Source organism: Thalassospira sp. (genome assembly GCF_002709775.1).
GTDB lineage: Bacteria > Pseudomonadota > Alphaproteobacteria > Rhodospirillales > Thalassospiraceae > Thalassospira.
Genome location: NZ_PAQR01000033.1, coordinates 39,020 through 61,286 on the forward strand (window position 1 = coordinate 39,020; position 22,267 = coordinate 61,286).

The 22,267-nt window shown below is 55.4% G+C and carries 21 protein-coding genes; 3 read left to right on the forward strand and 18 right to left on the reverse strand.

Annotated features, from left to right (window positions below; all coding sequences use genetic code 11):
- Nucleotides 1–15: 15 nt before the first annotated feature.
- The 13 genes from CMO10_RS12405 to coxB form a co-directional block, all read right to left on the reverse strand.
- The gene (locus CMO10_RS12405) at nucleotides 16–930 is read right to left on the reverse strand and encodes an ROK family protein (protein ID WP_297022580.1); all 915 of its coding nucleotides are present in this window, start codon (nucleotides 928–930) and stop codon (nucleotides 16–18) included.
- A gap of 120 nt (nucleotides 931–1,050) precedes the next feature.
- A complete protein-coding gene (locus CMO10_RS12410; RefSeq protein ID WP_297022583.1) occupies nucleotides 1,051–2,310 on the reverse strand; it encodes a M16 family metallopeptidase in 1,260 nt (419 codons plus the stop codon).
- A 46-nt stretch (nucleotides 2,311–2,356) separates the two neighbouring features.
- The gene (gene thrC, locus CMO10_RS12415) at nucleotides 2,357–3,754 is read right to left on the reverse strand and encodes a threonine synthase (RefSeq protein ID WP_297022586.1); all 1,398 of its coding nucleotides are present in this window, start codon (nucleotides 3,752–3,754) and stop codon (nucleotides 2,357–2,359) included.
- Between the two features lie 190 nt (nucleotides 3,755–3,944).
- Nucleotides 3,945–4,364 carry a cyclic nucleotide-binding domain-containing protein gene (locus CMO10_RS12420; protein WP_044827675.1) on the reverse strand — a complete coding sequence of 140 codons (420 nt, stop codon included), beginning with the start codon at nucleotides 4,362–4,364 and terminating at the stop codon, nucleotides 3,945–3,947.
- A 116-nt stretch (nucleotides 4,365–4,480) separates the two neighbouring features.
- Nucleotides 4,481–5,968: a carboxypeptidase M32 gene (locus tag CMO10_RS12425; protein WP_297022588.1), complete on the reverse strand. Its 1,488-nt coding sequence runs from the start codon at nucleotides 5,966–5,968 to the stop codon at nucleotides 4,481–4,483.
- A 77-nt stretch (nucleotides 5,969–6,045) separates the two neighbouring features.
- The gene (locus CMO10_RS12430) at nucleotides 6,046–6,777 is read right to left on the reverse strand and encodes an SURF1 family protein (protein ID WP_297022589.1); all 732 of its coding nucleotides are present in this window, start codon (nucleotides 6,775–6,777) and stop codon (nucleotides 6,046–6,048) included.
- 6 nt (nucleotides 6,778–6,783) lie between these two features.
- Nucleotides 6,784–7,071 (reverse strand): DUF983 domain-containing protein, encoded by a 288-nt coding sequence (locus tag CMO10_RS12435; RefSeq protein ID WP_363928341.1) that lies wholly within the window; start codon nucleotides 7,069–7,071, stop codon nucleotides 6,784–6,786.
- A 105-nt stretch (nucleotides 7,072–7,176) separates the two neighbouring features.
- Nucleotides 7,177–7,977: a cytochrome c oxidase subunit 3 gene (locus CMO10_RS12440; RefSeq protein ID WP_297022593.1), complete on the reverse strand. Its 801-nt coding sequence runs from the start codon at nucleotides 7,975–7,977 to the stop codon at nucleotides 7,177–7,179.
- An 85-nt stretch (nucleotides 7,978–8,062) separates the two neighbouring features.
- Nucleotides 8,063–8,653 carry a cytochrome c oxidase assembly protein gene (locus CMO10_RS12445; protein ID WP_297022594.1) on the reverse strand — a complete coding sequence of 197 codons (591 nt, stop codon included), beginning with the start codon at nucleotides 8,651–8,653 and terminating at the stop codon, nucleotides 8,063–8,065.
- 6 nt (nucleotides 8,654–8,659) lie between these two features.
- Nucleotides 8,660–8,800: a hypothetical protein gene (locus CMO10_RS12450; RefSeq protein WP_200892645.1), complete on the reverse strand. Its 141-nt coding sequence runs from the start codon at nucleotides 8,798–8,800 to the stop codon at nucleotides 8,660–8,662.
- Nucleotides 8,797–9,723 carry a heme o synthase gene (gene cyoE, locus CMO10_RS12455; protein WP_200892644.1) on the reverse strand — a complete coding sequence of 309 codons (927 nt, stop codon included), beginning with the start codon at nucleotides 9,721–9,723 and terminating at the stop codon, nucleotides 8,797–8,799. Before cyoE ends, CMO10_RS12450 begins: the two co-directional genes overlap by 4 nt.
- Nucleotides 9,724–9,803: 80 nt before the next feature.
- Nucleotides 9,804–11,387: a cytochrome c oxidase subunit I gene (ctaD, locus tag CMO10_RS12460; protein WP_297022598.1), complete on the reverse strand. Its 1,584-nt coding sequence runs from the start codon at nucleotides 11,385–11,387 to the stop codon at nucleotides 9,804–9,806.
- An 11-nt stretch (nucleotides 11,388–11,398) separates the two neighbouring features.
- Nucleotides 11,399–12,247 (reverse strand): cytochrome c oxidase subunit II, encoded by an 849-nt coding sequence (gene coxB, locus CMO10_RS12465; protein ID WP_297022600.1) that lies wholly within the window; start codon nucleotides 12,245–12,247, stop codon nucleotides 11,399–11,401.
- A gap of 790 nt (nucleotides 12,248–13,037) precedes the next feature.
- Here coxB and CMO10_RS12470 point away from each other — a divergent pair.
- Nucleotides 13,038–13,862, forward strand: coding sequence for a hypothetical protein (locus CMO10_RS12470; RefSeq protein WP_297022602.1), 825 nt, complete (start codon nucleotides 13,038–13,040; stop codon nucleotides 13,860–13,862).
- Nucleotides 13,863–13,948: 86 nt separating this feature from the next.
- Here CMO10_RS12470 and CMO10_RS12475 read toward each other — a convergent pair whose 3' ends face one another.
- Complete coding sequence (locus tag CMO10_RS12475; protein WP_297022604.1) at nucleotides 13,949–14,527, reverse strand: YqgE/AlgH family protein; 579 nt, start codon at nucleotides 14,525–14,527, stop codon at nucleotides 13,949–13,951.
- Between the two features lie 315 nt (nucleotides 14,528–14,842).
- On the opposite strand from CMO10_RS12475, the gene CMO10_RS12480 reads away from it, so the two are divergent.
- Together CMO10_RS12480 and CMO10_RS12485 are read left to right on the forward strand one after the other, a co-directional pair.
- Nucleotides 14,843–17,059 carry a protein-disulfide reductase DsbD family protein gene (locus CMO10_RS12480; protein WP_297022606.1) on the forward strand — a complete coding sequence of 739 codons (2,217 nt, stop codon included), beginning with the start codon at nucleotides 14,843–14,845 and terminating at the stop codon, nucleotides 17,057–17,059.
- Nucleotides 17,060–17,268: 209 nt separating this feature from the next.
- Entirely contained in the window at nucleotides 17,269–17,748 is a 480-nt protein-coding gene (locus CMO10_RS12485; RefSeq protein ID WP_044827665.1) for a peroxiredoxin, read from the forward strand.
- Between the two features lie 90 nt (nucleotides 17,749–17,838).
- On the opposite strand, the gene CMO10_RS12490 is transcribed toward CMO10_RS12485, so the two are convergent.
- From CMO10_RS12490 to gcvPA, 4 genes are all read right to left on the reverse strand, one after another.
- Complete coding sequence (locus tag CMO10_RS12490) at nucleotides 17,839–18,243, reverse strand: hypothetical protein (protein WP_297022608.1); 405 nt, start codon at nucleotides 18,241–18,243, stop codon at nucleotides 17,839–17,841.
- A 210-nt stretch (nucleotides 18,244–18,453) separates the two neighbouring features.
- Nucleotides 18,454–19,374 (reverse strand): protein phosphatase CheZ, encoded by a 921-nt coding sequence (locus tag CMO10_RS12495; RefSeq protein WP_297022611.1) that lies wholly within the window; start codon nucleotides 19,372–19,374, stop codon nucleotides 18,454–18,456.
- A gap of 204 nt (nucleotides 19,375–19,578) precedes the next feature.
- Nucleotides 19,579–21,075, reverse strand: a complete 1,497-nt coding sequence (gene gcvPB, locus CMO10_RS12500) for an aminomethyl-transferring glycine dehydrogenase subunit GcvPB (protein WP_044827664.1) — start codon at nucleotides 21,073–21,075, stop codon at nucleotides 19,579–19,581.
- Nucleotides 21,072–22,267 (reverse strand): aminomethyl-transferring glycine dehydrogenase subunit GcvPA (gene gcvPA, locus CMO10_RS12505; RefSeq protein WP_297022616.1); only part of this gene is annotated, 1,196 nt, incomplete at its 5' end. The genes gcvPA and gcvPB, both read right to left, overlap by 4 nt.

The window sequence follows — 22,267 nt, forward strand, 5'->3', positions numbered from 1 at the left end:
CGGACCGCATTGGCCCTATTTCGCGTGCGCCGCCATCTGATGCAGCAATGCAGCCCCTCGCAAACCGCCGTCACGGGCATGGGCACCCGGAACCACCAACGGCGCGTCATAACGGCCCAGCACCTGCTTGCGAACGCGTACGTCGATCTCGGCAATCAGGGCCACCTCGGACGCCAACCCACCCCCGACCGGGATGCAATCCGGATCAAGAACATTGACCATCAGTGCGAGTTCACGCGCCACCAGATCACAGTAAATGTCGATGACACGTGCTGCCTTGTCATCCCCCGCCTGCCATGCAGTGGTGATGGCATGACTGCCAAGTTCCGCGCCATGGATTTGCGCATAAATGCGTTCAAGCCCGCGCGCGCCGCCCCAACTATCAAGGCACCCGGTGCGTCCGCAGCCACAGGCAACAGATGAAAGGCCATGGTGGATCAGCGAACCGGTAACATCATTGCCATGCCCCCATTCGCCGCGAATGCCGCTTTTGCCACCGACAAACTGCCCGTCAAACACGATGCCGCCACCGACCCCGGTACCAAGGATGATGGCAAAGACGGTTCGGGCATTTTTGGCAGCACCCGTTGTCGCCTCGGCCAGGGCAAAACAATCGGCGTCATTTTCAACAAGAACCGTCCGGCTCAGAACATCGGAAAGTTCGGCGGCCAGCGGCCAGCCGTGAATTGCTGGAATATTGGCCGAAATCACCGCCCCGGTTTTCGGATCCACCCCACCGGCAAGGCTGATGCCGACAGGACATTGGTCATATTGCTGATCAGCTTCCCGCGCCAACCCGGCAAGGGTCTCAACAAAGGCATCCCGATCATCACGCGGTGTCGCGACCTTGCGATGAAGCGCAACCGCCCCATCCGCATCAAAAACACCGAACTCGATATGCGAGCCACCTATGTCAAAGGCATATTGCATGCTGTGCGTTTCCCTAACCGTCATGCTATCGGGATACACCAGCAAAACGATCGCAGCAAAAAGAAACGGCACCTGCCGGGGTCGACAGGTGCCGTTCTATTGTTTGCAAAGGTCCAGGCCTTAGCCGCGCAGGCGTGCTGCCAGATCGTCATAAGCTGGCATCTGATCCACCGGACCAAGAGCCGTCACCGTCGGTTTGCCTTCAAGCAACGCCTTGCCGGAACGGCGTACGCTTTCAAGATCGACGGCATCGATCTTGGCGACGATTTCTTCCATGGTTTGCGGTCTGCCGAAAATCTGGATCTGCCGGGCAAGGGTTTCACAGCGACCGGAATTGCTTTCCATCGCCATCACCACCGATGCCTTGAGCTGCGCACGTGCACGCGTCACTTCCTCTTCCGAGAGGTCCTGGGTTGCACGCACCAGTTCATCACACATGACCGGCATCAGTTCGCCAATGTCATTGGCGCCGGTTCCGGCATAGATCGAAAACAGGCCGCCATCGACATAGTGCGACGAGAAGCTGTAGACCGAATAGACCAGCCCGCGCTTTTCACGGATTTCCTGGAACAGGCGTGATGACATGCCACCGCCCAGCAGGGTATTGAACACCTGCAGGTCATAGAAGCTGTCATCGGTGTAGGACACGGTCGGCAGCCCCATGATCACATGGACCTGTTCAAGCTTGCGATTTTCGATCCGGCTGCCGCCTTCATATTTCGCAGGCTCAATCGCGTGCTCTTCATGGGCGGGCAGGCTATCGAACTTTTTCGACACCATATCGACAACACGGTCGTGTTCGACCTTGCCGGATGCTGAAAACACCATGTTTTGCGGGCTATAGCGGCGCGACATGAAATCGAACAGATCATCGCGGCTGAGCGACGATACATTTTCAGGACTGCCCAGGATCGAGCGCCCCAATGCCTGATTGGGCAGGGCAGTTTCCTGGAAATAGTCGAAAATGATGTCATCAGGCGTGTCATTCGCCTGACCGATTTCCTGAAGGATGACCTGACGTTCGCGTTCAAGTTCCTTCGCATCAAGTGTCGAGTGCTGCAGGATATCGGCAATCACATCAATCGCCAGTTCCTGATCTTCGTGCAGGACCTTGCAGTAATAAGCCGTGTTCTCGCGTGAGGTATAGGCATTCATCTGCCCGCCCACAGCTTCGATTTCTTCGGAAATCTGAAGGGCGGAACGGCGACGCGTGCCTTTGAACGCCATATGTTCAAGCATATGGGAAATGCCGTTGATGTCAGGCGATTCATTGCGCGCCCCAACATTAACCCATGTGCCCAAAGCAACCGACTCTACGTGATCCAGACGGTCGGTCGCGACAATCATTCCATTGTCAAGCCGGGTGAGCTCGACTGTCATTTAGCATTACTCCTGTTTCGCATTTCAGGTCCAACCATGGCGGGTCTCAGGCTGCACGCCGATTTTTACGGACATGCGCCATCAAGGCAGCCACATCATTGGACATGGGTTCGACCATTTCAGGCCGGTCATATAGATCAGAAAGACGCGGCGGCAAGTCCGGGTAGATCCCCGACGCCTGCTTGACCGCATCCGGGAACTTCGCCGGATGTGCGGTTGCCAGTGCCACCATCGGTACCGATTTGTCCCGATTGCACTGACGGCCCGACACGATGCCGATCACGGAATGCGGATCCACCAGTTCACCACTGGTCGCCAGCACATCCTTGATCGCGGCTTTGGTTTCCCCGTCATCAAGGCGATAGCCATCGAAATGTTCACGCGCGCGGCCAAACTGGCCCTGCGACATTTCCATAACACCCGTCTCGCGGAACTTGGTCAGCATCTCGGCAATCGCCAGACCATCACGATCATAAAGATCAAACATCAAACGTTCGAAGTTCGAGCTGACCTGAATATCCATCGACGGGCTAAGCGACGGCTCAACGCCTTCCATCTTCATGACACCCGTTTCAAAGAAGCGGGCGAGAATGTCGTTGCGGTTGGCACCAACCACGAACTGCTTGATCGGAAGGCCCATCTGCATGGCAGCGTAACCGGCATAGACATTGCCAAAGTTGCCCGACGGTACGGAGAATGAAATTTCACGTTCCGGCGATCCAAGCTGTACACCCGCCCAGAAGTAATAGGCGATCTGGCACATGATACGCGCCCAGTTGATCGAATTCACCGCCGACAGGCCAACTTCATCGCGGAAGCCGTGGTCGTTAAACAGCGCCTTGACCAGGTCCTGACAATCGTCAAACGATCCTTCGACGGCAACGTTATGCACATTGTCCGACAGAATGGTCGTCATCTGGCGACGCTGGACCTCGGAAACGCGGCCCTTCGGGTGCAGGATGAAGATATCGATATTTTCACGATCCCGGCAGGCTTCGATTGCTGCTGACCCGGTATCACCGGACGTCGCACCGACAATCGTGATACGCTCGCCGCGTTTGGCCAGAACATGGTCAAACAGACGGCCAACCACCTGAAGTGCATAGTCCTTGAACGCAAGCGTCGGACCATGGAACAGCTCCATCACCCAGTCATTCGGGCCAAGCTGCTTGAGCGGCGCGACGGCTTCGTGATCAAAACCGCGATAGGTATCTTCGAGAATGTCCTTGAGTGCGGCGTCATCAACGGTACCCGCGACAAACGGCTGGATCACCTTGAAGGCCACTTCGGCATAGGTCAGAGTTCGCAGCGCACGAATGTCGTCCTTGGAAAAGGTCGGCCAGGTTTCGGGAACATAAAGCCCCCCGTCACGGGCCAGACCGGCAAGAAGAACTTCATCGAACTGCAAAACGGGGGCGCTTCCCCGCGTGCTGACATAGCGCACTAGACCTGCTCCTGCGTAAGGCAAATACTGGTTAGGTGCATTCGAGCATGATGACCGCCCGAAAACACGCCAAGGCCTGATTTAGTGAGGGTTTGGGCCGATATAGTCAAGGGCCAATACAGCAGGTCTGGCCAGCAATCGGCATAAAGCGCGATCAAGGCAGGCCACAGCAGCAAACATCGCCGACAGCTTAGCTATCAAGCGGGATGTCATGTTCCTTGAGCTTCGCCTCGGCCAAGGCAGCACGGCGGACAACCGTGCGATAGTTGCCCAGAAGGATTCGCAAGACCGCCTTGATGAACCTGTCCGAGCCCGACATTTTCTTTTCAAACGTCTGGCGGCTGATTGCGATCAGAACGGTGCGTTCTGTTGCACGGGCCGATGCCATGCGCGGCTGGTTATCGACAAGGGCAAGCTCACCAAATAAACCGCCGGAATCAATCGTCCCCAAAATGACTTCTTTATCTTCACTCAGGGTCTTGAAAATCTCGACCTTGCCTTCCTGTACAACATAGGCAGCATTCCCCGGTTTTCCTTCCCGGAAAATAATCTGATCCATGGCATAGACCTGTCGGTCCATTACCTTCTTGTTGCCGTCAGTTATGCCCATGTGTTTGCAGTGCCCATAATAGGTTAGCCGGGATTATATCCCCGATCATTGATGAAAGCGTATATCACTACTTCATCAACCAATGCTATCAGATTGCCCGATCCATTCAATTGAATTTACCGGCCATACCTATTCTCAAGATGGGTCTTGAATGCCTCCACGCCAAGGACCTTTCCTGTCGCGGCTTCAAGAATCGCATCGGTGGATTTGCTTGATGCCTGACTGTGAATGTTTGTGCCAAGCCAGCCCATCAATGGCGCGAAATCACCTCGGGTCAATCCGGTGGCAATTTCGGGGTTGGCGTCCTTGGCAGCGGCAAAGATCTGGGCTGCGGCCATCGCCCCTAACGTATAGGTCGGGAAGTACCCCCATGCACCTGACGGCCAGTGGATATCCTGCATGCAGCCATTGCGGTCATCTTCTGGCACAATCCCCAGAAGCTTCTGCATCAGTTCGTTCCAGGCCGACGGCAAATCGGCAAGCTTCATGTCGCCTTCGATCAGCGCGCGTTCAATGCGATAACGCAGGATCACATGTGCCGGATAGGTGACTTCATCCGCATCCACACGGATCAGGCCCGGCTCAACGCGGGTGTAAAGGCGATGCAGGTTGTTCGCTGTCCACGCCGAACTGTCACCCCCAAATGCCGCCTCGAACACCGGCCCGGCATAGGTCAGAAATTCTTCCGACCGACAGGCCTGCATTTCAACAAGCAGCGACTGGCTTTCATGCATGGTCATGCCACGGGCCGTGCCAACCGGCTGGTTCTGCCATTCCTTGGGCAGGCCGCGCTCATACATGGCATGACCGGTTTCGTGCAAAACGCCCATGATCGCTGAGGTAAAATCATTCTCGTCATAGCGCGTGGTCAAACGCACATCTTCCGGGATACCACCACAGAATGGATGATGGGATATATCCAGACGCCCATGGTCAAAATCGAACCCGACCGCCTTCATCAGATCAAGACCAATGCGGTTCTGGGTTTCAATCGGGAACGGACCAACCGGTTTGATCGGCTTGTCTTCGGATTTCTGACGCTCGATAACATCGGCCGTGAAATCGGGCAGGAAGGATTCCAGTTCGGCAAACAGACTATCAATCCGCTCAGAACGCATCATCGGATCATATTGATCAAGCAGCGCATCATAAACCGATGTCCCCAATGCCTCTGCCTTGGCCTTTCCGGCCTCGATCGACAGATCAAGTACTTCCTGCAATTGCGGCAACAGTCCCTTGAAGTCATTGTCCGCCCGCGCTTTACGCCATGCGACTTCGCAGCGGGTTTCGGCGCGCGACATCTTCTCGACCAGATCGGCGGGCACCGCCGTGCCATGCACCCAGCCGCGCTTCATCTCTGCCAGATTGGCCTTTTGCCAGTCATCTAGGTTCTCGGTTTCGGCACTGGCAATCAGATCACCCAGATCCGGAGCATTGATCAGCTCGTTTTCCAGAACACTCAGCGTTGCCAACTGTTCGGAACGGGCATCCGCGCCGCCGCCCGGCATGATCACCGCCATATCCCAATGCAACATGCCGCCGATCCCCGACAGGACACTCATGCGGTGAAAACGGGCTTCAAGCTGTTTATAGGCTTCGGTCATGGGAACTCCTGCGCGGGCAATCAGATGGGATGACTAGCCGCAAAATATCAATCAGATGGGGACTATAGGACGGTGGATCAGGCTTGGCTGTCGGTTTCCTTATCGCCGGATGGGCGGCGATGGTACAGAACAAACATCACAATCAGGGTCAGCGCCAGGCTGTACCAGGTAATGGCATATTCCAGATGGTTGTTGGGCAACTCAACCTTTGCCTGACCACCAATCGGCAAACCACCCGGGACCTCTGTATCATCAAGCTCCAGATAGTAGGGGCTGGCAAGATCCGCACCGGTATCTTCGGCCATGTGATTAACATCGACATAGAACCACTGATTTTTAATCGCGTCGTTTTCCGGCTGTGCCCAATGCTTTTCCTTGGGCAGGCGCAAGACGCCAGATACGCGAACCGGTCCCTCGATCAGGCTTTCGGGGCGGGTTGCAGGATCACGGTAATCCTGCGGCACCCAGCCACGATTGACCAGAATGATGCGCCCGTCTTCTTGTTCAAGCGGGGTGATCAGCTGAAAGCCGACATTGCCGCGCCGGGTGCGCGCCATCAGATACTTTTCCTGATCGTTCAAATACGTTCCTTCGGCATAGGCCGCGCGAAACGCCATGTCGGGATCAAGGGTGGTATCGGTCGGCACCGCAATCGGCGCCATATGCGCCTGTGCCTGGCGGCTTTCAATGATGCCTTGTTTCCAGAACAGCCTGTCCACCTGCCAGGAACCAAGGGCCAGCAGAATGATCAGAGACAGTCCGGCGCAAATTTTCATCGCCAGACTGGGACGCGTTTTAAGAAGAGGCATGAAAGGTCAGTCCTGTTCGGATGTCGATCGGTGACGATATTGCAGCGCCACCATGATGCCTTTGAGCGGCCTTAGCAAGACCAAGGTCACGCCAAGGATAACCGGCCCCCAGACAACGGCGTGCAGCCACAGGGGTGGCATATAGGTCATTTCAACCCAAAGCGCCATCGGCACCACCAGAAAGCCGAGAATAAAGATGATGAAAACGGCCGGGCCATCACCGGAATCATGGCCGCGCAGATCCAGTCCGCACACCTCGCAGGTTTCGCGAACAGTCAGATAGCCTGAAAACAACTTTCCCCCACCGCAGCGGGGGCATTTGCATGCCAGCCCGGTACGAATGGGGGAAAGGTTTGGATAATAGTCATCCATGGTCTTGAACGTTTACTGGCGGGTGGCTTATTCGCCACCCCAGATGTAAACGGCAAAGAACAGGAACAGCCAGACAACGTCAACGAAGTGCCAATACCAGGCTGCTGCCTCAAGACCGAAATGATGGTCCTGCTTGAAGCCGTCCTTCATCGCACGCACAAGGCAAACCGCCAGGAACACCGTTCCGACAAACACGTGGAAACCGTGGAAACCGGTCGCCATGTAGAAGGTCGAGGAATAGATGTTGTCAGCAAAGCCGAATGCCGCGTGGCTGTACTCGTATGCCTGCAGGAACAGGAAGATGATGCCAAGACCAACGGTCAGTGCCAGACCCTGAACAAGGTCCTTTTTCTTGCCTTCGAGGATGCCATGGTGCGCCCAGGTAAGGGTGCAACCCGACAGAAGCAGGATAAGGGTGTTCAGGAACGGCAGATCCCACGGATCAAGCACTTCAACGCCTGCGGGCGGCCATTCGGTCACACCGGGGCTGAAGATCACAAACGCGTTGTGGAAGAATGCCCAGAAGAAGGCGACGAAGAACATCACCTCGGATGCGATGAACAGCGACATCCCGTAACGCAGGCCGATCTGAACGACCTTGTTATGATAGATGTGTGATTCGCTGATCACGTTGCTCCACCAACGGAACATCACGAACAGAATGCCCGCAATGCCCAGTGCTGCCAGCCAGAAGTCTGCCGGCGCACGGTCCGAATGCATGAACATGACCATGCCACCGGTGAACAGACCAGCGGACGCCGCAGCCACCAGCGGCCACGGGCTCGGGTCTACCAGGTGGAACGGATGCTTTTGTGCATGATCACTCATTCCTTGCCCCCCTCAATCCTTACAAAAGAAACTCTAAGTTCGCTTTGTTAAACAAAGACCGTCCAGCCCACGAAACCGTGTTCTGTCAGCCTCCCTGATCTTCTTTCCCGCCAACTGCTTCGACCGATGCCTCGGATTTGAAGAAGGTGTATGACAGGGTAATCGTCTTCACGTCCTGGGTATTGATGTCTTCGGCAATGGCAGGATCAACATAGAAACTGACCGGCATGTCGACGCGCTCACCCGGTTGAAGGGTTTGTTCGTCAAAACAGAAACACGCGATCTTGCTGAAATACTGCCCAGCTTTCAGTGGTGTCACATTGTAAACGGCCTGACCGGTGATCGGCTGGAGCGCCATGTTTTCGGCAACGTAATGCGCCAGATTGTCTTCACCCAGACGCACCGTGATTTCACGCTGTTCGGGTTTGAACTGCCATTGCAGGCCGGAATTCACATCGGCATTGAACCGGACCTTGATGGTCCGTTCCGAAACTTCGATCCCGGTGTCTTTGCCAACCTTTGGCGTGCCACCAAAACCGGTCACCTGACAGAACAACTCATAAAGCGGGACTGAGGCATAGGACAGACCGATCATGCCGCCAACGACGACAACACAGCTCAACAACACGCGCTTGTTGCGCGCCTTGATCGTATCTGTGTGTTTCTGATCAGCCATGGTTTCCTAGCTCATCTTCAAAATGGTTATCGCAAAGAACAGGACAATCAGACTGGTCAGGATGACCAGAAACGCCCAGTTCTTCTTCTTGCGCTTGGCATAGAACGCTTCGAGTTCCGCCTTGTTCATTTTGGGCTGCTCACTCATCCGATCAACCCGCCAAGCCAGACATCTGCAACCATCGCCCCGAACAGAACGAACAGATACAGAATGGAATATCCAAACATCTTGTGCGGGGCGCGTTCTTCGGCATTGCGCAGAACACGAACCGCATGGCGCAGGAACCAAAGCCCGGTCAGGCCCGCGGTCACGCCATAAAAGACACCAAGCAACCCGGTCGCCACCGGCACAAAGGTCACCGGCAAAAGCAGGATGGTGTAAACCAGCATCTGCTTTTTGGTTGCGGCTTCACCAGCCACGACCGGCATCATCGGCACCCCGACCTTGGCGTAATCGCCACAGCGGAACAGTGCCAGCGCCCAGAAATGTGGTGGTGTCCACATAAAGATAATCATGAACAGCGCGATCGAATTGACATCGATCCCGCCGGTCACCGACGCCCAGCCGATCATCGGGGGAAAGGCCCCGGCGGCACCGCCAATGACGATATTCTGTGGTGTGCTGCGCTTGAGCCACATGGTGTAAACGAACACGTAGAACGCGATCGACACCGCAAGCAAAACCGCCGCCGCAAAATTGATGGCAACCGCCATGACGGTTACCGAAACAATCGACAATGCAATGCCAAGCGACAATGCCTCGTCCGCAGGAACCCGTCCGGCCGGGATCGGTCGGCTCTGGGTACGTTTCATGTGGATATCGATATCGCGATCGTACCACATGTTGATCGATGCAGCCGCGCCACTGGCAACGGCGATACAGGCGATTGCGACGAGTCCGAGGAACGGATGGATGGATCCCGGGGCAATCAACAGACCGACAGCACCGGTGAAAACCACAAGGGTCATCACACCGGGTTTCAGCAATGCAATATAGTCACGCACGTCCGAAACCGGCAGGGATACTGCGCTTTCGAGTGCTAGGGTCTGGTCGGCAACCTGCTTGGTCATTTGAACTCTGGTCTTCTCTTTTGGGGCGGTAGGATGTCCCCCGCAAACCGGGGTCTGCGGGGGACTTAAACCAGTGTCACTTACTTGATACGCGGCAGTTCGTCAAAGGTATGGAACGGCGGCGGAGAGCTCACAGTCCATTCCAGCGTATCGGCACCTTCCCCGTACGGGTTTGCCTCGGCCTTCTTGCCACGGATGAAGGCATGCGCCACCACACAGAGGAAGAAGATGGTCGCAGCAAACGAGATATAGGCACCATAGGACGAAACCATGTTCCAACCCGCGAACGCATCCGGATAGTCGGCATAACGACGCGGCATGCCGGCCAGCCCAAGGAAGTGCTGCGGGAAGAAGGTCAAGTTGACGCCGATGAAGAACAGCCAGAAGTGGATCTTCGCACCGAGATCGGAAATCTCGTAACCCGACATTTTGCTGAACCAGTAATAGAAGCCCGCAAAGATCGAGAAGACCGCACCAAGCGACAGAACGTAGTGGAAGTGCGCCACAACAAAGTAGGTGTCATGAAGCGGCAGATCCATGCCCGAGTTCGCCAGCATCACACCTGTCACACCGCCCACAGTGAACAGGAAGATAAAGCCGATCGCCCAAAGCATCGGAGCACGCAAGGTGATCGAGCCACCCCACATGGTCGCAATCCACGAGAAGATCTTAACCCCGGTCGGCACAGCAATCACCATCGTCGCCGCGGTGAAGTATGCACGGGTGTCAACATCCATGCCCACAGTGTACATGTGGTGCGCCCACACGATGAAGCCGACAACACCGATCGCCACCATCGCATAAGCCATCCCGAGATAGCCGAAGACCGGCTTGCGCGAGAAGGTCGAGATGATGTGACTGATGATGCCAAAGCCCGGCAGGATCATGATATACACTTCCGGATGCCCGAAGAACCAGAACAGGTGCTGATACAGGATCGGGTCACCGCCGCCGGCCGGATTGAAGAAGTCCGTGCCAAAGTTACGGTCGGTCAGAAGCATGGTGATCGCGCCACCAAGAACCGGCACAGCCAGCAGCAGCAGGAAGGCTGTCACCAGCATCGACCATGCAAACAGCGGCATCTTGTGCAGGGTCATGCCCGGCGCACGCATATTGAAAATGGTGGTAATGAAGTTCACCGCACCAAGGATCGAGCTGGCACCGGCAAGGTGCAGCGCAAAGATCGCAAGGTCGACAGAGGCATCAGGATGCCCGAGCACGCCCGAAAGCGGCGGATAAACCGTCCAACCGGTACCAGCCCCGCTACCCACCACAGCTGACAGCATCAGCATCAGGAAGGCCGGAACGATCAGCCAGAAGGAAATGTTGTTCAAACGCGGGAACGCCATGTCCGGCGCGCCAATCATGATCGGAACGAACCAGTTGCCAAAACCGCCAATCATGGCGGGCATGACAACAAAGAAGACCATGATCATGCCGTGTGCGGTCACGAGCACGTTGAAGAAATGGTGATCTTCAATGATCTGCGTTCCCGGCTGTGCCAGTTCCATACGGAACCAGACCGAAAACGCGCCACCGATCAAACCGGCGATCACAGAGAAGATAAGATAAAGCGTCCCGATATCCTTGTGGTTGGTCGACAGGAACCAACGGGCAAAGAAGCCGGGGGTATGATCGTGATCATGTGTGTCAGCGTGAGCCATCAGTCTCTCCCTCACTCTGCCGATGCCACTGATACCGCAGACGGCAGATCAGCAGATGCGAATTCTTCTTGGGCCTTGGCTACCCAGGCCTCGTATTCTTCCATGGTAACAGCTTTGACTGCGATCGGCATATAGGCGTGGTTAACACCGCACAGCTCAGAGCACTGACCATAGAATGTCGTACCGGCATACTCGCCTGGAATGCGGGTCCAGGTTTCATTGAGACGGCCAGGAACGGCATCAAGCTTGATGAACAGCGAAGGCATGGCCCAGTTATGGATCACGTCGTCAGACGTCATGATCAGGCGAATGTTCTGGTCCACCGGCAGGACAACGGGATTGTCCACATCCAGAAGGCGGTTCATGCCTTCTGCAACGGCAGTTTCTTCATCGATCATCAGGGAATCAAACGTGAAGTTGCCGTTATCCGGATATTCGTAGGTCCAGTACCACTGCTTGCCAATGATCTTGAGCGTAAGATCGGCATCCTCGACACGGTCTGCAAAATACAGCAGGCGGAAGGACGGGATAGCAATCACAAGAAGGATCAGCACCGGAACAACCGTCCAGACCACTTCAAGAAGGGTGTGGTGGGTCGTTTTCGACGGCACAGGGTTGCGTTTCGCGCTGAAGCGGAAAAGAACATACAGCAGCAAAAACAGAACGATCACGGTAATGATCGTCATCAACCAGATCAGTAGATTAAAGAATTTCTGGCCTTCAACAGCCACCGGTGAAACCGGATCCTGCAGCCCAAGCTGCCACGGCTCGGGCTGACCGACAGCAAGCGCTGCGCTGTCAAACCCGGTAATAACCGCCAATCCCAACAACAGGATGGGAAATAGCTTCTTGATCGACATGCGAATCTGCCCCCTCGCATTACATCTCAAGGCGATATGCCTCACTCTTCCCCACCTCCGTCTCTTTGAACAGACCGGGTTTCAAGGTTCCTTCTTGGAAGCTTTCCACCATATCAACCAAAGATTAAAAATTGACGGACCGGAGCATTTCCTCTGACATATCTTATTCTTAAATAGCCTGCACATGAAAGTACATTGGTATCGCAGGCAAATAGCGTATCTTCGGCACCTGTTCCAGAAAAAACCTCGCTGCATTGCACAAAAAATGTATTTGATAAGTCATCAAATTAGCGCTCTGGTTTTAGCTGAAATCGTTCTAAACACCCACCCTTGGATAGAAAAACCGCCATTCCTCTTGGCCGGATTTTGCATCATTCCAGTTTGCTGCTTTGCAATATATGCGCAAAAGACCTTGGAATCACTTCAACCAATGGCTAAAGCCGTTTCGTTGTAAAACTTACGGCGTTGAAACGTCATCCGATCAAACCAACGCTACGGCATCCTCAACGCTTTGCAATTGGCCACGATTTCCCGCCAGACACCGGGCAAAAACCGGTTTTGCAAACGATTCGGCGTACCGTTTTGACCGGGCAAAGTTTCCCAAAAGCAAAAATACGCGGCGAACCCTTTAATTGGGCGGGCTTTTCCCCAATATCACGGATAGAAATTCGGTTGGATATATCAGCTTTGCGGACTATTCTACCCACACGTATGCATTCCCGATGTTCCGTGCAAGACAGCCAGACAGGCTCTTGCCCGCTGCAGACGGTACAAAGACAGAGGTTCGTCTATGGCACGCTCAGGAAGTAAAAGACTATTTACCGCAGAGATGCGGTTGCTCAACAAACTCGAAACCATGAGTGACATGGTCGCCCTGCCGACCGACATGCCGACCGATCCGAATGGTGCTGCCGGCGGTGCCGATATTTCAAGTCTCCATAGCGCGATCGAGGATCTCAAGCTTGAACTGCTTTCCGACATCCGCGTGATGATCGAGGAACAGAAAAAGGCGAACAAGGCAGCGGTCCCGGATGATGACGAACAGGCCGATGCCCGCAATGAGCTTCGCCTCGTGAAAAACGAAGTCCGCGCACTGGCCAATTCCATTCAGGAAACCAAAAAGGAAATCGCAGCCCTTTATACCGCGCCCGAAGATGACAGCGGCACGCGTATCAATATCGTGAAGGGTGAGCTTGATTCCGTCGTTGCCGCGACCGAGGACGCAACCGCCAACATCCTTGAGACCGTCGAAAAGATCGATGCGGTCGCCCATAACATTCGTTCCGCAGCACCTGACGACTATACGCAAGGGCTGGCCGACGACATTGTCGAACTGGTGGTCAAGGTCTTTGAATCCTGTAACTTCCAGGATCTGACCGGACAGCGCATCACCAAAGTCGTCAATACCATGAAATATATCGAGGAACGCGTGAACCGCGTGATCGAGATTTGGGGCGAAGATGACTTCGGCGATTTTGATCTGCCGCCAGATCCCAAGGGCCTCGACAACTTGGATAAAACCGTCACCAAGGCCCCGCAGAACGCCAATCGTGTTTCGCAGGATGAGGTTGACCAGATCTTCTCACAGGAAGAAATCGACGCCCTGTTTGATTAAGCCCGTAGATCACGTGCAAAATACAAAAGCCTGCCGAAGTGGCAGGCTTTTTCTTTGGGCAGATCACACGATTTTGGAAATACCGCCTAGGCGTGTCCGGCTTCGCCCGACAGCAGTTCCGGGGCAAAGCCAAGCCGCGAGAACGCCTGTTCCCACTTGTCTTCGCAATCGGTATCAAACAACAGATCCGCATCGGCATCGACGTGAAGCCAGCCATTGGCAAGGATTTCACTTTCAAGCTGCCCGCTGCGCCATCCGGCATAGCCAAGTGCGAGGATCCGGCTTTGCGGGCCTTCACCGACCGCAATCTGTTCAAGGATATCGACCGTGGCCGTTACCGAAACGCCGCGATCAACATGCAGGGTTGCTTCGTTGGAAAAGTCGGTTGAATGCAAAACAAAGCCACGGCTGCTTTCGACCGGGCCGCCGAAATGCACCTGAATGTCTTCGATCGTCGGTGCCGGACGAGCAATGCCAAGCTGTTCAAGCAATTCCGGGAAGGTGATGCTGTCGATCAGGCGGTTGATCACCAGCCCCATCGCACCGTCTTTATTGTGCGCACAGATATAGACCACACTTTGCGAAAAGCGCGGATCACGCATTCCCGGCATCGCGACCAACAGCTTGCCACCGAGATAATCGCCCGTGTCTATACCTTCACCCATATCGAAACTCTCTTTAACCTGTTTCATAAAGCCTATCGCGAATGCCTTTCCATTACCATCAAGAACCCGGGAAACCCGATATTTTGTCGTTTGACATGTCGGCTTCCCATATTAGGTCATGTAGGCAGCAACAACCTGCCATGCCAATGGAGGACGCTGTTTTTGCGCTGTGTCATGCCAGTGTGCGGTATGCTTGTGCTATGAAGATCACATAGTCGTGGCTTGATTTGAACAGGGTGTCGAATTACGCCTGTTTTGTGCCACAAGTTTGGCCGACACTGCGCTCATCGATCTTTCGTGCTTAAGGAACAACACGTGCTCCGCCACCTTATCGTCCGCCTGACATTTTTGTTTGCCCTTTGCCTTTCGTCCATCGGCGTTACCACCGCCGCCATGGCCGCATCGGATATGGCAACCGACTGGATTGATGAGGATTTTACCTCGGTGCGCCTGATCAGCGCCCAGACCGAAACAGGTGGAAAACAGACACTGCGTCTGGGCCTTGAATACGAATTGCAGCCTGACTGGAAGATTTACTGGCGAAGTGCTGGCGATGCCGGCTTCCCGCCGCAGCTCGACTGGACCGGATCGCAGAATGTGGGTGAGGCAAACGTTCTTTGGCCCGCCCCGCATCGTTTCTCGATCTTTGGTCTGGAAACATTCGGCTACAAGAATCAGATCATCCTGCCGATTGATGTCACGATCCCCGATCCCACGCAGCCGGTCGCGATCCAGCTTAATGTCGATTATCTCGTCTGCAGCGACATCTGCATTCCGGCAAGTGCGGACTTCAACCTTGATATCCCTGCAAGTGCAGCGGGCGGCAGCGGTGTTTCGACCGCCAGCAACCATGCGCACCAAATCGAAAAGTTTGTCTCGCGCGTTCCGCTTACGGGCGCGGGCCTTCCCATGGAAGTCACAAGCCTGACCACGACAACAATCAACGATACAACCCATCTGCGCCTTGCTGTACGTGGCCTTGATGAAGCCGGGGTTGCGATTGACGATATCCTGATTGAAAGCGACCTGCGTGCTGGCTTTGGCCTGCCCAAGCCAGCAACCGTTGACGACGACGACAGCACCGATACCAAATATTTCGACATCGCCGTTCTGGGACTGGCAGAAGACCAGTCGCTCAACGATGAAGCCATTACCGTCACGGCGATTGCCGGTCCCCTTTCTGTTGAACAGAACCTTGTTGTTGGTGCTGCTGGCGACAGCGTGGCTGGAACGACATCGATGGCGGCTTCCGGTGCAACCGCTGGCATGAGCTTCTGGATGATCGGCCTGTTTGCTCTGCTGGGCGGCTTGATCCTCAATGTCATGCCGTGCGTCTTGCCGGTCCTGTCGATCAAGGTCATGTCGGCCCTTAAGGCCCGCGAACAGGATACCAACCGGGTGCGCATTGGGTTCCTTGCCAGTGCGGCCGGGATCATCACATCCTTCTGGATGATTGCCGCTGTTCTCGTCGGCATCAAACTGGCTGGCGGCACCATCGGTTGGGGTATTCAGTTCCAGCAACCGCTTTTCCTGACCGTGATGACGATCATCCTTGCCCTGTTTGCATTGAATATGTGGGGCTTGTTTGAAATTTCCGGCCCGGATCAGCTTGGCAATGCCGCTAATGACGCCATCACGCGCAGCGAAAGCCACGGCCACCATATCAGCAGCAACTTCCTGACCGGTATGTTTGCCACCTTGCTGGCCACCCCGTGCTCTGCACCGTTCCTGGGGACGGCTGTCGGGTTCGCACTGGCCGGCAGTGTTTTTGATATCTTCTGGATCTTCACCCTGCTCGGTATTGGTTTGGCCCTGCCCTATTTTGCCATCGCCATTCAGCCGCGCGCGGCCCATATCCTGCCCAAACCGGGACGCTGGATGAATGGTGTCAAATTCGTTCTTGGGCTTGCCCTGATCGGGACGGCGGTCTGGTTACTTGGCGTGTTGTCGGTTCAGATCGGCATGACTGGTGCCATTGCTGTCGGGCTCGGCCTGATTGCCGGTGGTGTTTTCATCTGGGCACGCAAACGCACATCGAACCTGCGTCCGCGCTTTGCCTTTACCTCGCTTGCTGTTCTTGGCTTCCTTGTTGCACTGTTTGCGCCCGGTTTCTCACAACCGCCGTCATCAACAAGTGCGTCGTCAAGCAACGGCACACTTGCCTGGCAGGCCTTTGCACCTGAAACCATCGACACGCTGGTTGCCGATGGCAAAACCGTCGTGATTGATGTGACGGCCGAATGGTGTGTCACTTGTCAGGTCAACAAGAAGCTGGTTCTTGAAAAGCCGGATGTCCGTACCGCCCTGACACAGGACAATGTCGTTCTGATGCAGGCCGACTGGACCCGCCCGGATCAACAGATTGCCGATTATCTGGCGTCTTATGGTCGCTTTGGCATTCCATTCAATGCTGTGTTCGGCCCGGCCGCGCCTGAGGGCATCCTGCTGTCCGAACTGCTCGGCGTCGATGAGGTTCTTGGCGCGCTTGATGATGCAAACGGTTCTCCCAGCCTTGCCAGCTCGGCACAGTGATCACATCTGATTGGGGACGCGTATTGTTTTGATCCCGCACGCCTATTTGCGGGGAACAAGATCGAACCTGCTAACGTTAAACGTCAAGCAGATGACAGTTGTTAAAAACTCTGCGTGAAAGCATTGAATACCAACCAGATTTGGTGTTTGATTCCGGCATGCGATCCAGCGCGCAGTCAACGGGATTGCGCCAATTAACGGAGATACCCATGACCATTTCAGTCGGTACTGAACTCCCGGAAGTTACTCTTTTCCGCGCAACCAGCGACGGTCCGGAAGCCGTCAATTCCAAGGAATTCTTCGCAGGTCGCAAAGTTGTCCTGTTCGCAGTGCCAGGTGCCTTCACCCCGACATGCTCGGCAAAACACCTGCCCGGCTTTGTCGCCAAAGCCGATGAAATTAAAGCCAAGGGTGTCGATGAGATTGCCTGCCTTGCGTCAAACGACGCCTTTGTCCTGCAGGCATGGGCAGATGCGGAAAAGGCCGATGACGTCACCATGCTTTCTGACGGCGACCTTGCCTTTGTCGATGCAACCGGGCTTGGCCTTGATCTGACCGGGCGTGGCCTTGGCAAGCGTGCCAACCGTTTCGCCATGATCGTCGAAGACGGCAAAGTCACCGATCTTGCGATCGAGGAACCGGGTGCGTTTGAAGTTTCAAGTGCCGAAGCTGTGCTGAAAAAGCTCTAAGCCTTTAAAGGCTTACCCGCACAAGCGCTTAAAGCTCCGCAGTCACTTGCGGAGCTTTTTGCTTTTCCGATCATCCGTCCATGCCGCAAATCAGCGCGGCAGCAGGACCGGTATCGGGTCTTCCTTGCTGTCATAGTCGCATTCAAAGGTCGGGTTAGTATGCTTGGCAATGAAGTGCACAACACCTTCCCGGAAGCTGCCCTTGATCGGCGACCAGCTCATATAGACGCCACCGCGGGCATCATATTCGCGGATATCCGGATCACGGGCGAGTTCAGCAAAGCTGTGGCCAAGATCCTCTGTCGCACCGGCAACAAGCCAGGACGGTTTCAAACCGCCATGCCACAGCAGGTAAACGCCACCGACCCCATTCAGGCTAAGCTCTGAAATGTCGTCGATCATGAACAGACGGTAGTAATCCCCACGCGGGCTCTTTCGCCATTTGATATCCTGCGCCTTAGGCTGGCGAATAGCACCGAGAGACCAAAATCCCATATTAACCTCCAAGCACGCCAAAACACGTGCAACCTGATGTCACACGCATCCCAACATAGCTTCTTATTCTTATAGGTAAGACTGTATCTTAGCATATGTAAACGTTTGGTTGACAAAAGACGTCACCCAAACGCCTGCTATCCCCCCTCCGAGAATAGACAGGCAACGCTACTACCTTAAATCAGGCCCTGAAACCAAGTATTTTTCGAGTTATTCGAACAACTTATCGATATCGTCCTGGCTGATGCCTTCGCCTTCAAGCTGCGGACCATTGAGAAGATCGGCATCCTCTGGACGCGCTTCTTCCTCAACTTCCGGAACCGGCAGTTCGCTAAAGGCCTCTTCACCCCAGATCGAGATCATGTTGTGGACACGCTCTTCAACGAACTCAAGCGTGCTGACCACCTTATTGATGCGCTGGCCGGTAATGTCCTGGAAGTTACAGGCTTCGAAAATCTTGGTGACGATAAAGGCAATCTGTTCGACGTGATCGGCGACAAAGTCACTAGGCGCCGAGTTCTTCAGCGTCATGGTCAGATCATCGATCTGCTCGGCAGATTCCAGAATGGTATGGGTCGCCATCTCGGTATCCTTGACGATCGCATCAAGCTCCGAGGCCGCACTGACAAGACGATCATCCTGCGCCTTCGGATGGCGAAGCGACGCAATCTGAACCTTGGCCTTGTGGATATGCTCGTTCATTTCCTCGATCTGGGTGCGGATCAGTTCCAGATCATCACGATCCGGTTCGGCAGCCCCCGGACGATTGGAATGGGTCGGATTGCTTGTGACCGGCTCAGGCAGCTCATCCATCGGCGCATCGTTCGAGGCAACCGGGGCTTCCATCGCAACATCACCGGCCACCGGGACGGCACCGGATGCCACAGCCTGACGCAGTTGCGAAACCTCGCCACGCAGCGCGCGGATTTCATCGAGAACCGCCTGGCTGATCCCGGACGCATCCCCGGCACTCGTCGACGCAGGCAAGGCGGCCGGCATCGGTTCCCCTGCCCCCATGCCGCTTTCCAGCGTCGGGTCAAAGAAGGAGTCCGACCAATCCTCAACAACACCACCGGTGCGTTCTTTAAGACGGCGTTCGGCAGTGAATACTTTTTGCACGCGACGAGACATGACTGATTTCAAACCTCCGGAACGGACAGCAGTCCGATCACTAAATCCCCACAACGCGTCTTTGATGACGTCGTTCATTACAATTCACACAAGTATAAGGGTGCAGATTGCGACAAGTCCAATGGGTTTCAAGTACAAGTCTTTGAAAAAGAACACCCCGACCACAGGGCCGGGGTGCTTTAAACAGTCAGGTTGCTTGGGTTATCAAGCTGTTTCAGGTTTCCAGCGCAAAACCGGCTTACGCGCGGCTGCGGTTTCATCAAGGCGTCTGCGCGGCGTCAGATACGGCGCATTCTTGAAGAATTCCGCATCCCCCGACTCGGCCTTGGCGACAAGTGCCAGAATCGCATCACAGAACTGATCGATCGATTCCTTGGTTTCGGTCTCGGTCGGTTCGATCAGCAATGCCCCATGCACCACCAGCGGGAAATACATCGTCATCGGGTGGAACCCTTCGTCGATGATCGCCTTGGCCAGATCCAGCGTCGAAACCCCCGTATCCTTGAGGAAGCTGTCATCAAACAGCGCCTCGTGCATGCAGTAGCCCGGGAAGGCTACGCTAAGCTTGTCCTTAAGGCGGGCCAGCAGATAGTTGGCATTAAGCACCGCATCACCCGATGCCTGACGCAAGCCATCCGCACCGTGGCTTTTCATATAGGTCAGCGCACGAATGAACATGCCCATCTGACCATGGAAGCCTTTCAGCCGGCCAAACGGCTGCATGCCGTCATCTTCGTCTGCGGTTTCAACCAGATGGAACCCGTCGCCCTTTTTGACGACATAGGGGATCGGGGCAAACGGGGCCAGCGCCTCGGAAAAGACAACCGGTCCGGAACCCGGTCCGCCACCGCCATGCGGGGTCGAAAAGGTCTTGTGCAGGTTGATATGCATCGCATCAATGCCAAGGTCTGCCGGACGCACGCGACCGACAATGGCGTTGAAGTTTGCACCATCGCAATAGAAGTAACCACCCGCTGCATGCACCAGATCAGCAATCTTGCGAACATCGCGTTCAAACAGGCCACAGGTGTTCGGGTTGGTCAGCATAATACCAGCCACATCGTCGCCAAGCTTGGCTTCGAATGCGGCCAGATCAACACGGCCGTCTTCGGTTGCCGGGATCGAATCAACCGTAAAGCCGCAGGCTGCAGCGGTTGCCGGGTTGGTCCCGTGGGCTGATTCCGGCACCAAAACACGACGACGGTTTTCACCGCGCGCATCAAGGGCCGCGCGAATGGCCATCATGCCGCAAAGTTCGCCCTGTGCACCCGCTGCCGGGGACATGGAAACTGCGGGCATGCCGGTCAGAACCAGAAGCCAGTGCGCGCAACTGTTGATCAGTTCCAGCGCCCCCTGAACGGTGCTTTCGGGCTGCATCGGATGCAGATCGGCAAGACCGGGCAGACGCGCGACCTTTTCATTCAGGCGCGGGTTATGCTTCATCGTGCACGAACCAAGCGGGAAGAAACCGGCATCAATGCCATAGTTCTTCTGCGACAGGCGCGTGAAGTGACGCACAACCTGCGGCTCGGACAGGCCCGGAAGGCCAACGTCGCTATCGCGATCCAGACCACCAAGACGGGATTTGGTGCCCGCCGGTTCCGGCAGATCAACGCCGGTACGGCCAGGCTGGCCCTGTTCAAAGATCAGCTGTTCTTCAATGACAAGGCCGCGGTTGCCGGTATGGGTTGTGAAATTCATGCCAGCGCCTCCTTCAATGCGGACGCAAGGGCCGCGATATCCTCATCACTGTTGGTTTCGGTCACCGCCACCAACAGGTAGTTGTCCAGATCCGAACGGTTCGGATACAGACGCGACAACGGCACACCGGCCAGAACGCCTTTGGCAACCAGCGTCTCAACAACTTCGGCCGCTGGCTTGCTCAGCTTGACGGTGAATTCGTTAAAGAAGCTGTCATTGATTACCGACGCACCATCAACGGCATCAATCGCATCGGCCGCCTTGCAGGCATTTTCGTGGTTCAATGTCGCCAGACGGCGATAGCCATCTTCACCCAGCAGGCTCATATGCACCGTAAAGGCCAGCGAACACAGACCGGAGTTGGTACAGATGTTCGAAGTCGCCTTTTCACGGCGGATATGCTGCTCACGGGTCGACAGGGTCAGAACAAAGCCACGCTTACCGTCCTGATCAACCGTCTCACCACACAGGCGACCGGGCATCTGACGCACCAGTTTCTGGGTGGTGGCAAACAGGCCGACATACGGACCACCATAGTTCAGCGCATTACCGATCGACTGGCCTTCGCCGCAAACGATATCCGCGCCAAAGCTGCCCGGTGATTTGACTGCACCAAAGGCAACCGCCTCGGTAAAGACCACGACCAGAAGCGCACCCTTGGCATGACAAAGATCAGCAAGCTGGGTGTGATCCTGAATACGGCCAAACACATCCGGATACTGCACCACGACACAAGCCGTCTGATCATCAATAAGATCATTAAGCTCTTCGGCAGTTGCCTGATGTTCCGGATGACCATCACGACCGGCAACTTCGGTGTCGCTATACTGGCAATATGTCTCGGTCACTTCGCGGTAATGCGGATGCAGACCACCCGACAAAACCGCCTTTTTGCGACGGGTCGCGCGGCAAGCCATCAGGACTGCCTCGGCACAGGACGTCGCACCATCCCACATCGAGGCATTGGCAACATCCATCCCGGTGATCGAGGCAACCTGGGTCTGGAATTCAAATAGGTACTGCAGCGTCCCTTGCGCAATTTCGGGCTGATACGGGGTATAGGCGGTCAGGAACTCACCGCGCTGGATCACGTAATCAACCGTCGCCGGGACATGGTGGCGATAAGCGCCCGCGCCAAGGAAGCTGGGCACGCTAGACGCGCCCACATTCTTGGCGGCAAGGGCCATCATAT

What these genes read in the sequence shown, in the direction of transcription:
- CMO10_RS12405 (WP_297022580.1), bottom strand. Translation starts at nt 930, where the DNA reads ATGCAATATGCCTTTGACATAGGTGGCTCGCATATCGAGTTCGGTGTT.
- CMO10_RS12410 (WP_297022583.1), bottom strand. Translation starts at nt 2,310, where the DNA reads ATGACAGTCGAGCTCACCCGGCTTGACAATGGAATGATTGTCGCGACC.
- CMO10_RS12420 (WP_044827675.1), bottom strand. Translation starts at nt 4,364, where the DNA reads ATGGGCATAACTGACGGCAACAAGAAGGTAATGGACCGACAGGTCTAT.
- CMO10_RS12425 (WP_297022588.1), bottom strand. Translation starts at nt 5,968, where the DNA reads ATGACCGAAGCCTATAAACAGCTTGAAGCCCGTTTTCACCGCATGAGT.
- CMO10_RS12430 (WP_297022589.1), bottom strand. Translation starts at nt 6,777, where the DNA reads ATGCCTCTTCTTAAAACGCGTCCCAGTCTGGCGATGAAAATTTGCGCC.
- CMO10_RS12440 (WP_297022593.1), bottom strand. Translation starts at nt 7,977, where the DNA reads ATGAGTGATCATGCACAAAAGCATCCGTTCCACCTGGTAGACCCGAGC.
- CMO10_RS12445 (WP_297022594.1), bottom strand. Translation starts at nt 8,653, where the DNA reads ATGGCTGATCAGAAACACACAGATACGATCAAGGCGCGCAACAAGCGC.
- CMO10_RS12450 (WP_200892645.1), bottom strand. Translation starts at nt 8,800, where the DNA reads ATGAGTGAGCAGCCCAAAATGAACAAGGCGGAACTCGAAGCGTTCTAT.
- cyoE (WP_200892644.1), bottom strand. Translation starts at nt 9,723, where the DNA reads ATGACCAAGCAGGTTGCCGACCAGACCCTAGCACTCGAAAGCGCAGTA.
- ctaD (WP_297022598.1), bottom strand. Translation starts at nt 11,387, where the DNA reads ATGGCTCACGCTGACACACATGATCACGATCATACCCCCGGCTTCTTT.
- coxB (WP_297022600.1), bottom strand. Translation starts at nt 12,247, where the DNA reads ATGTCGATCAAGAAGCTATTTCCCATCCTGTTGTTGGGATTGGCGGTT.
- CMO10_RS12470 (WP_297022602.1), top strand. Translation starts at nt 13,038, where the DNA reads ATGGCACGCTCAGGAAGTAAAAGACTATTTACCGCAGAGATGCGGTTG.
- CMO10_RS12475 (WP_297022604.1), bottom strand. Translation starts at nt 14,527, where the DNA reads ATGGGTGAAGGTATAGACACGGGCGATTATCTCGGTGGCAAGCTGTTG.
- CMO10_RS12485 (WP_044827665.1), top strand. Translation starts at nt 17,269, where the DNA reads ATGACCATTTCAGTCGGTACTGAACTCCCGGAAGTTACTCTTTTCCGC.
- CMO10_RS12490 (WP_297022608.1), bottom strand. Translation starts at nt 18,243, where the DNA reads ATGGGATTTTGGTCTCTCGGTGCTATTCGCCAGCCTAAGGCGCAGGAT.
- CMO10_RS12495 (WP_297022611.1), bottom strand. Translation starts at nt 19,374, where the DNA reads ATGTCTCGTCGCGTGCAAAAAGTATTCACTGCCGAACGCCGTCTTAAA.
- gcvPB (WP_044827664.1), bottom strand. Translation starts at nt 21,075, where the DNA reads ATGAATTTCACAACCCATACCGGCAACCGCGGCCTTGTCATTGAAGAA.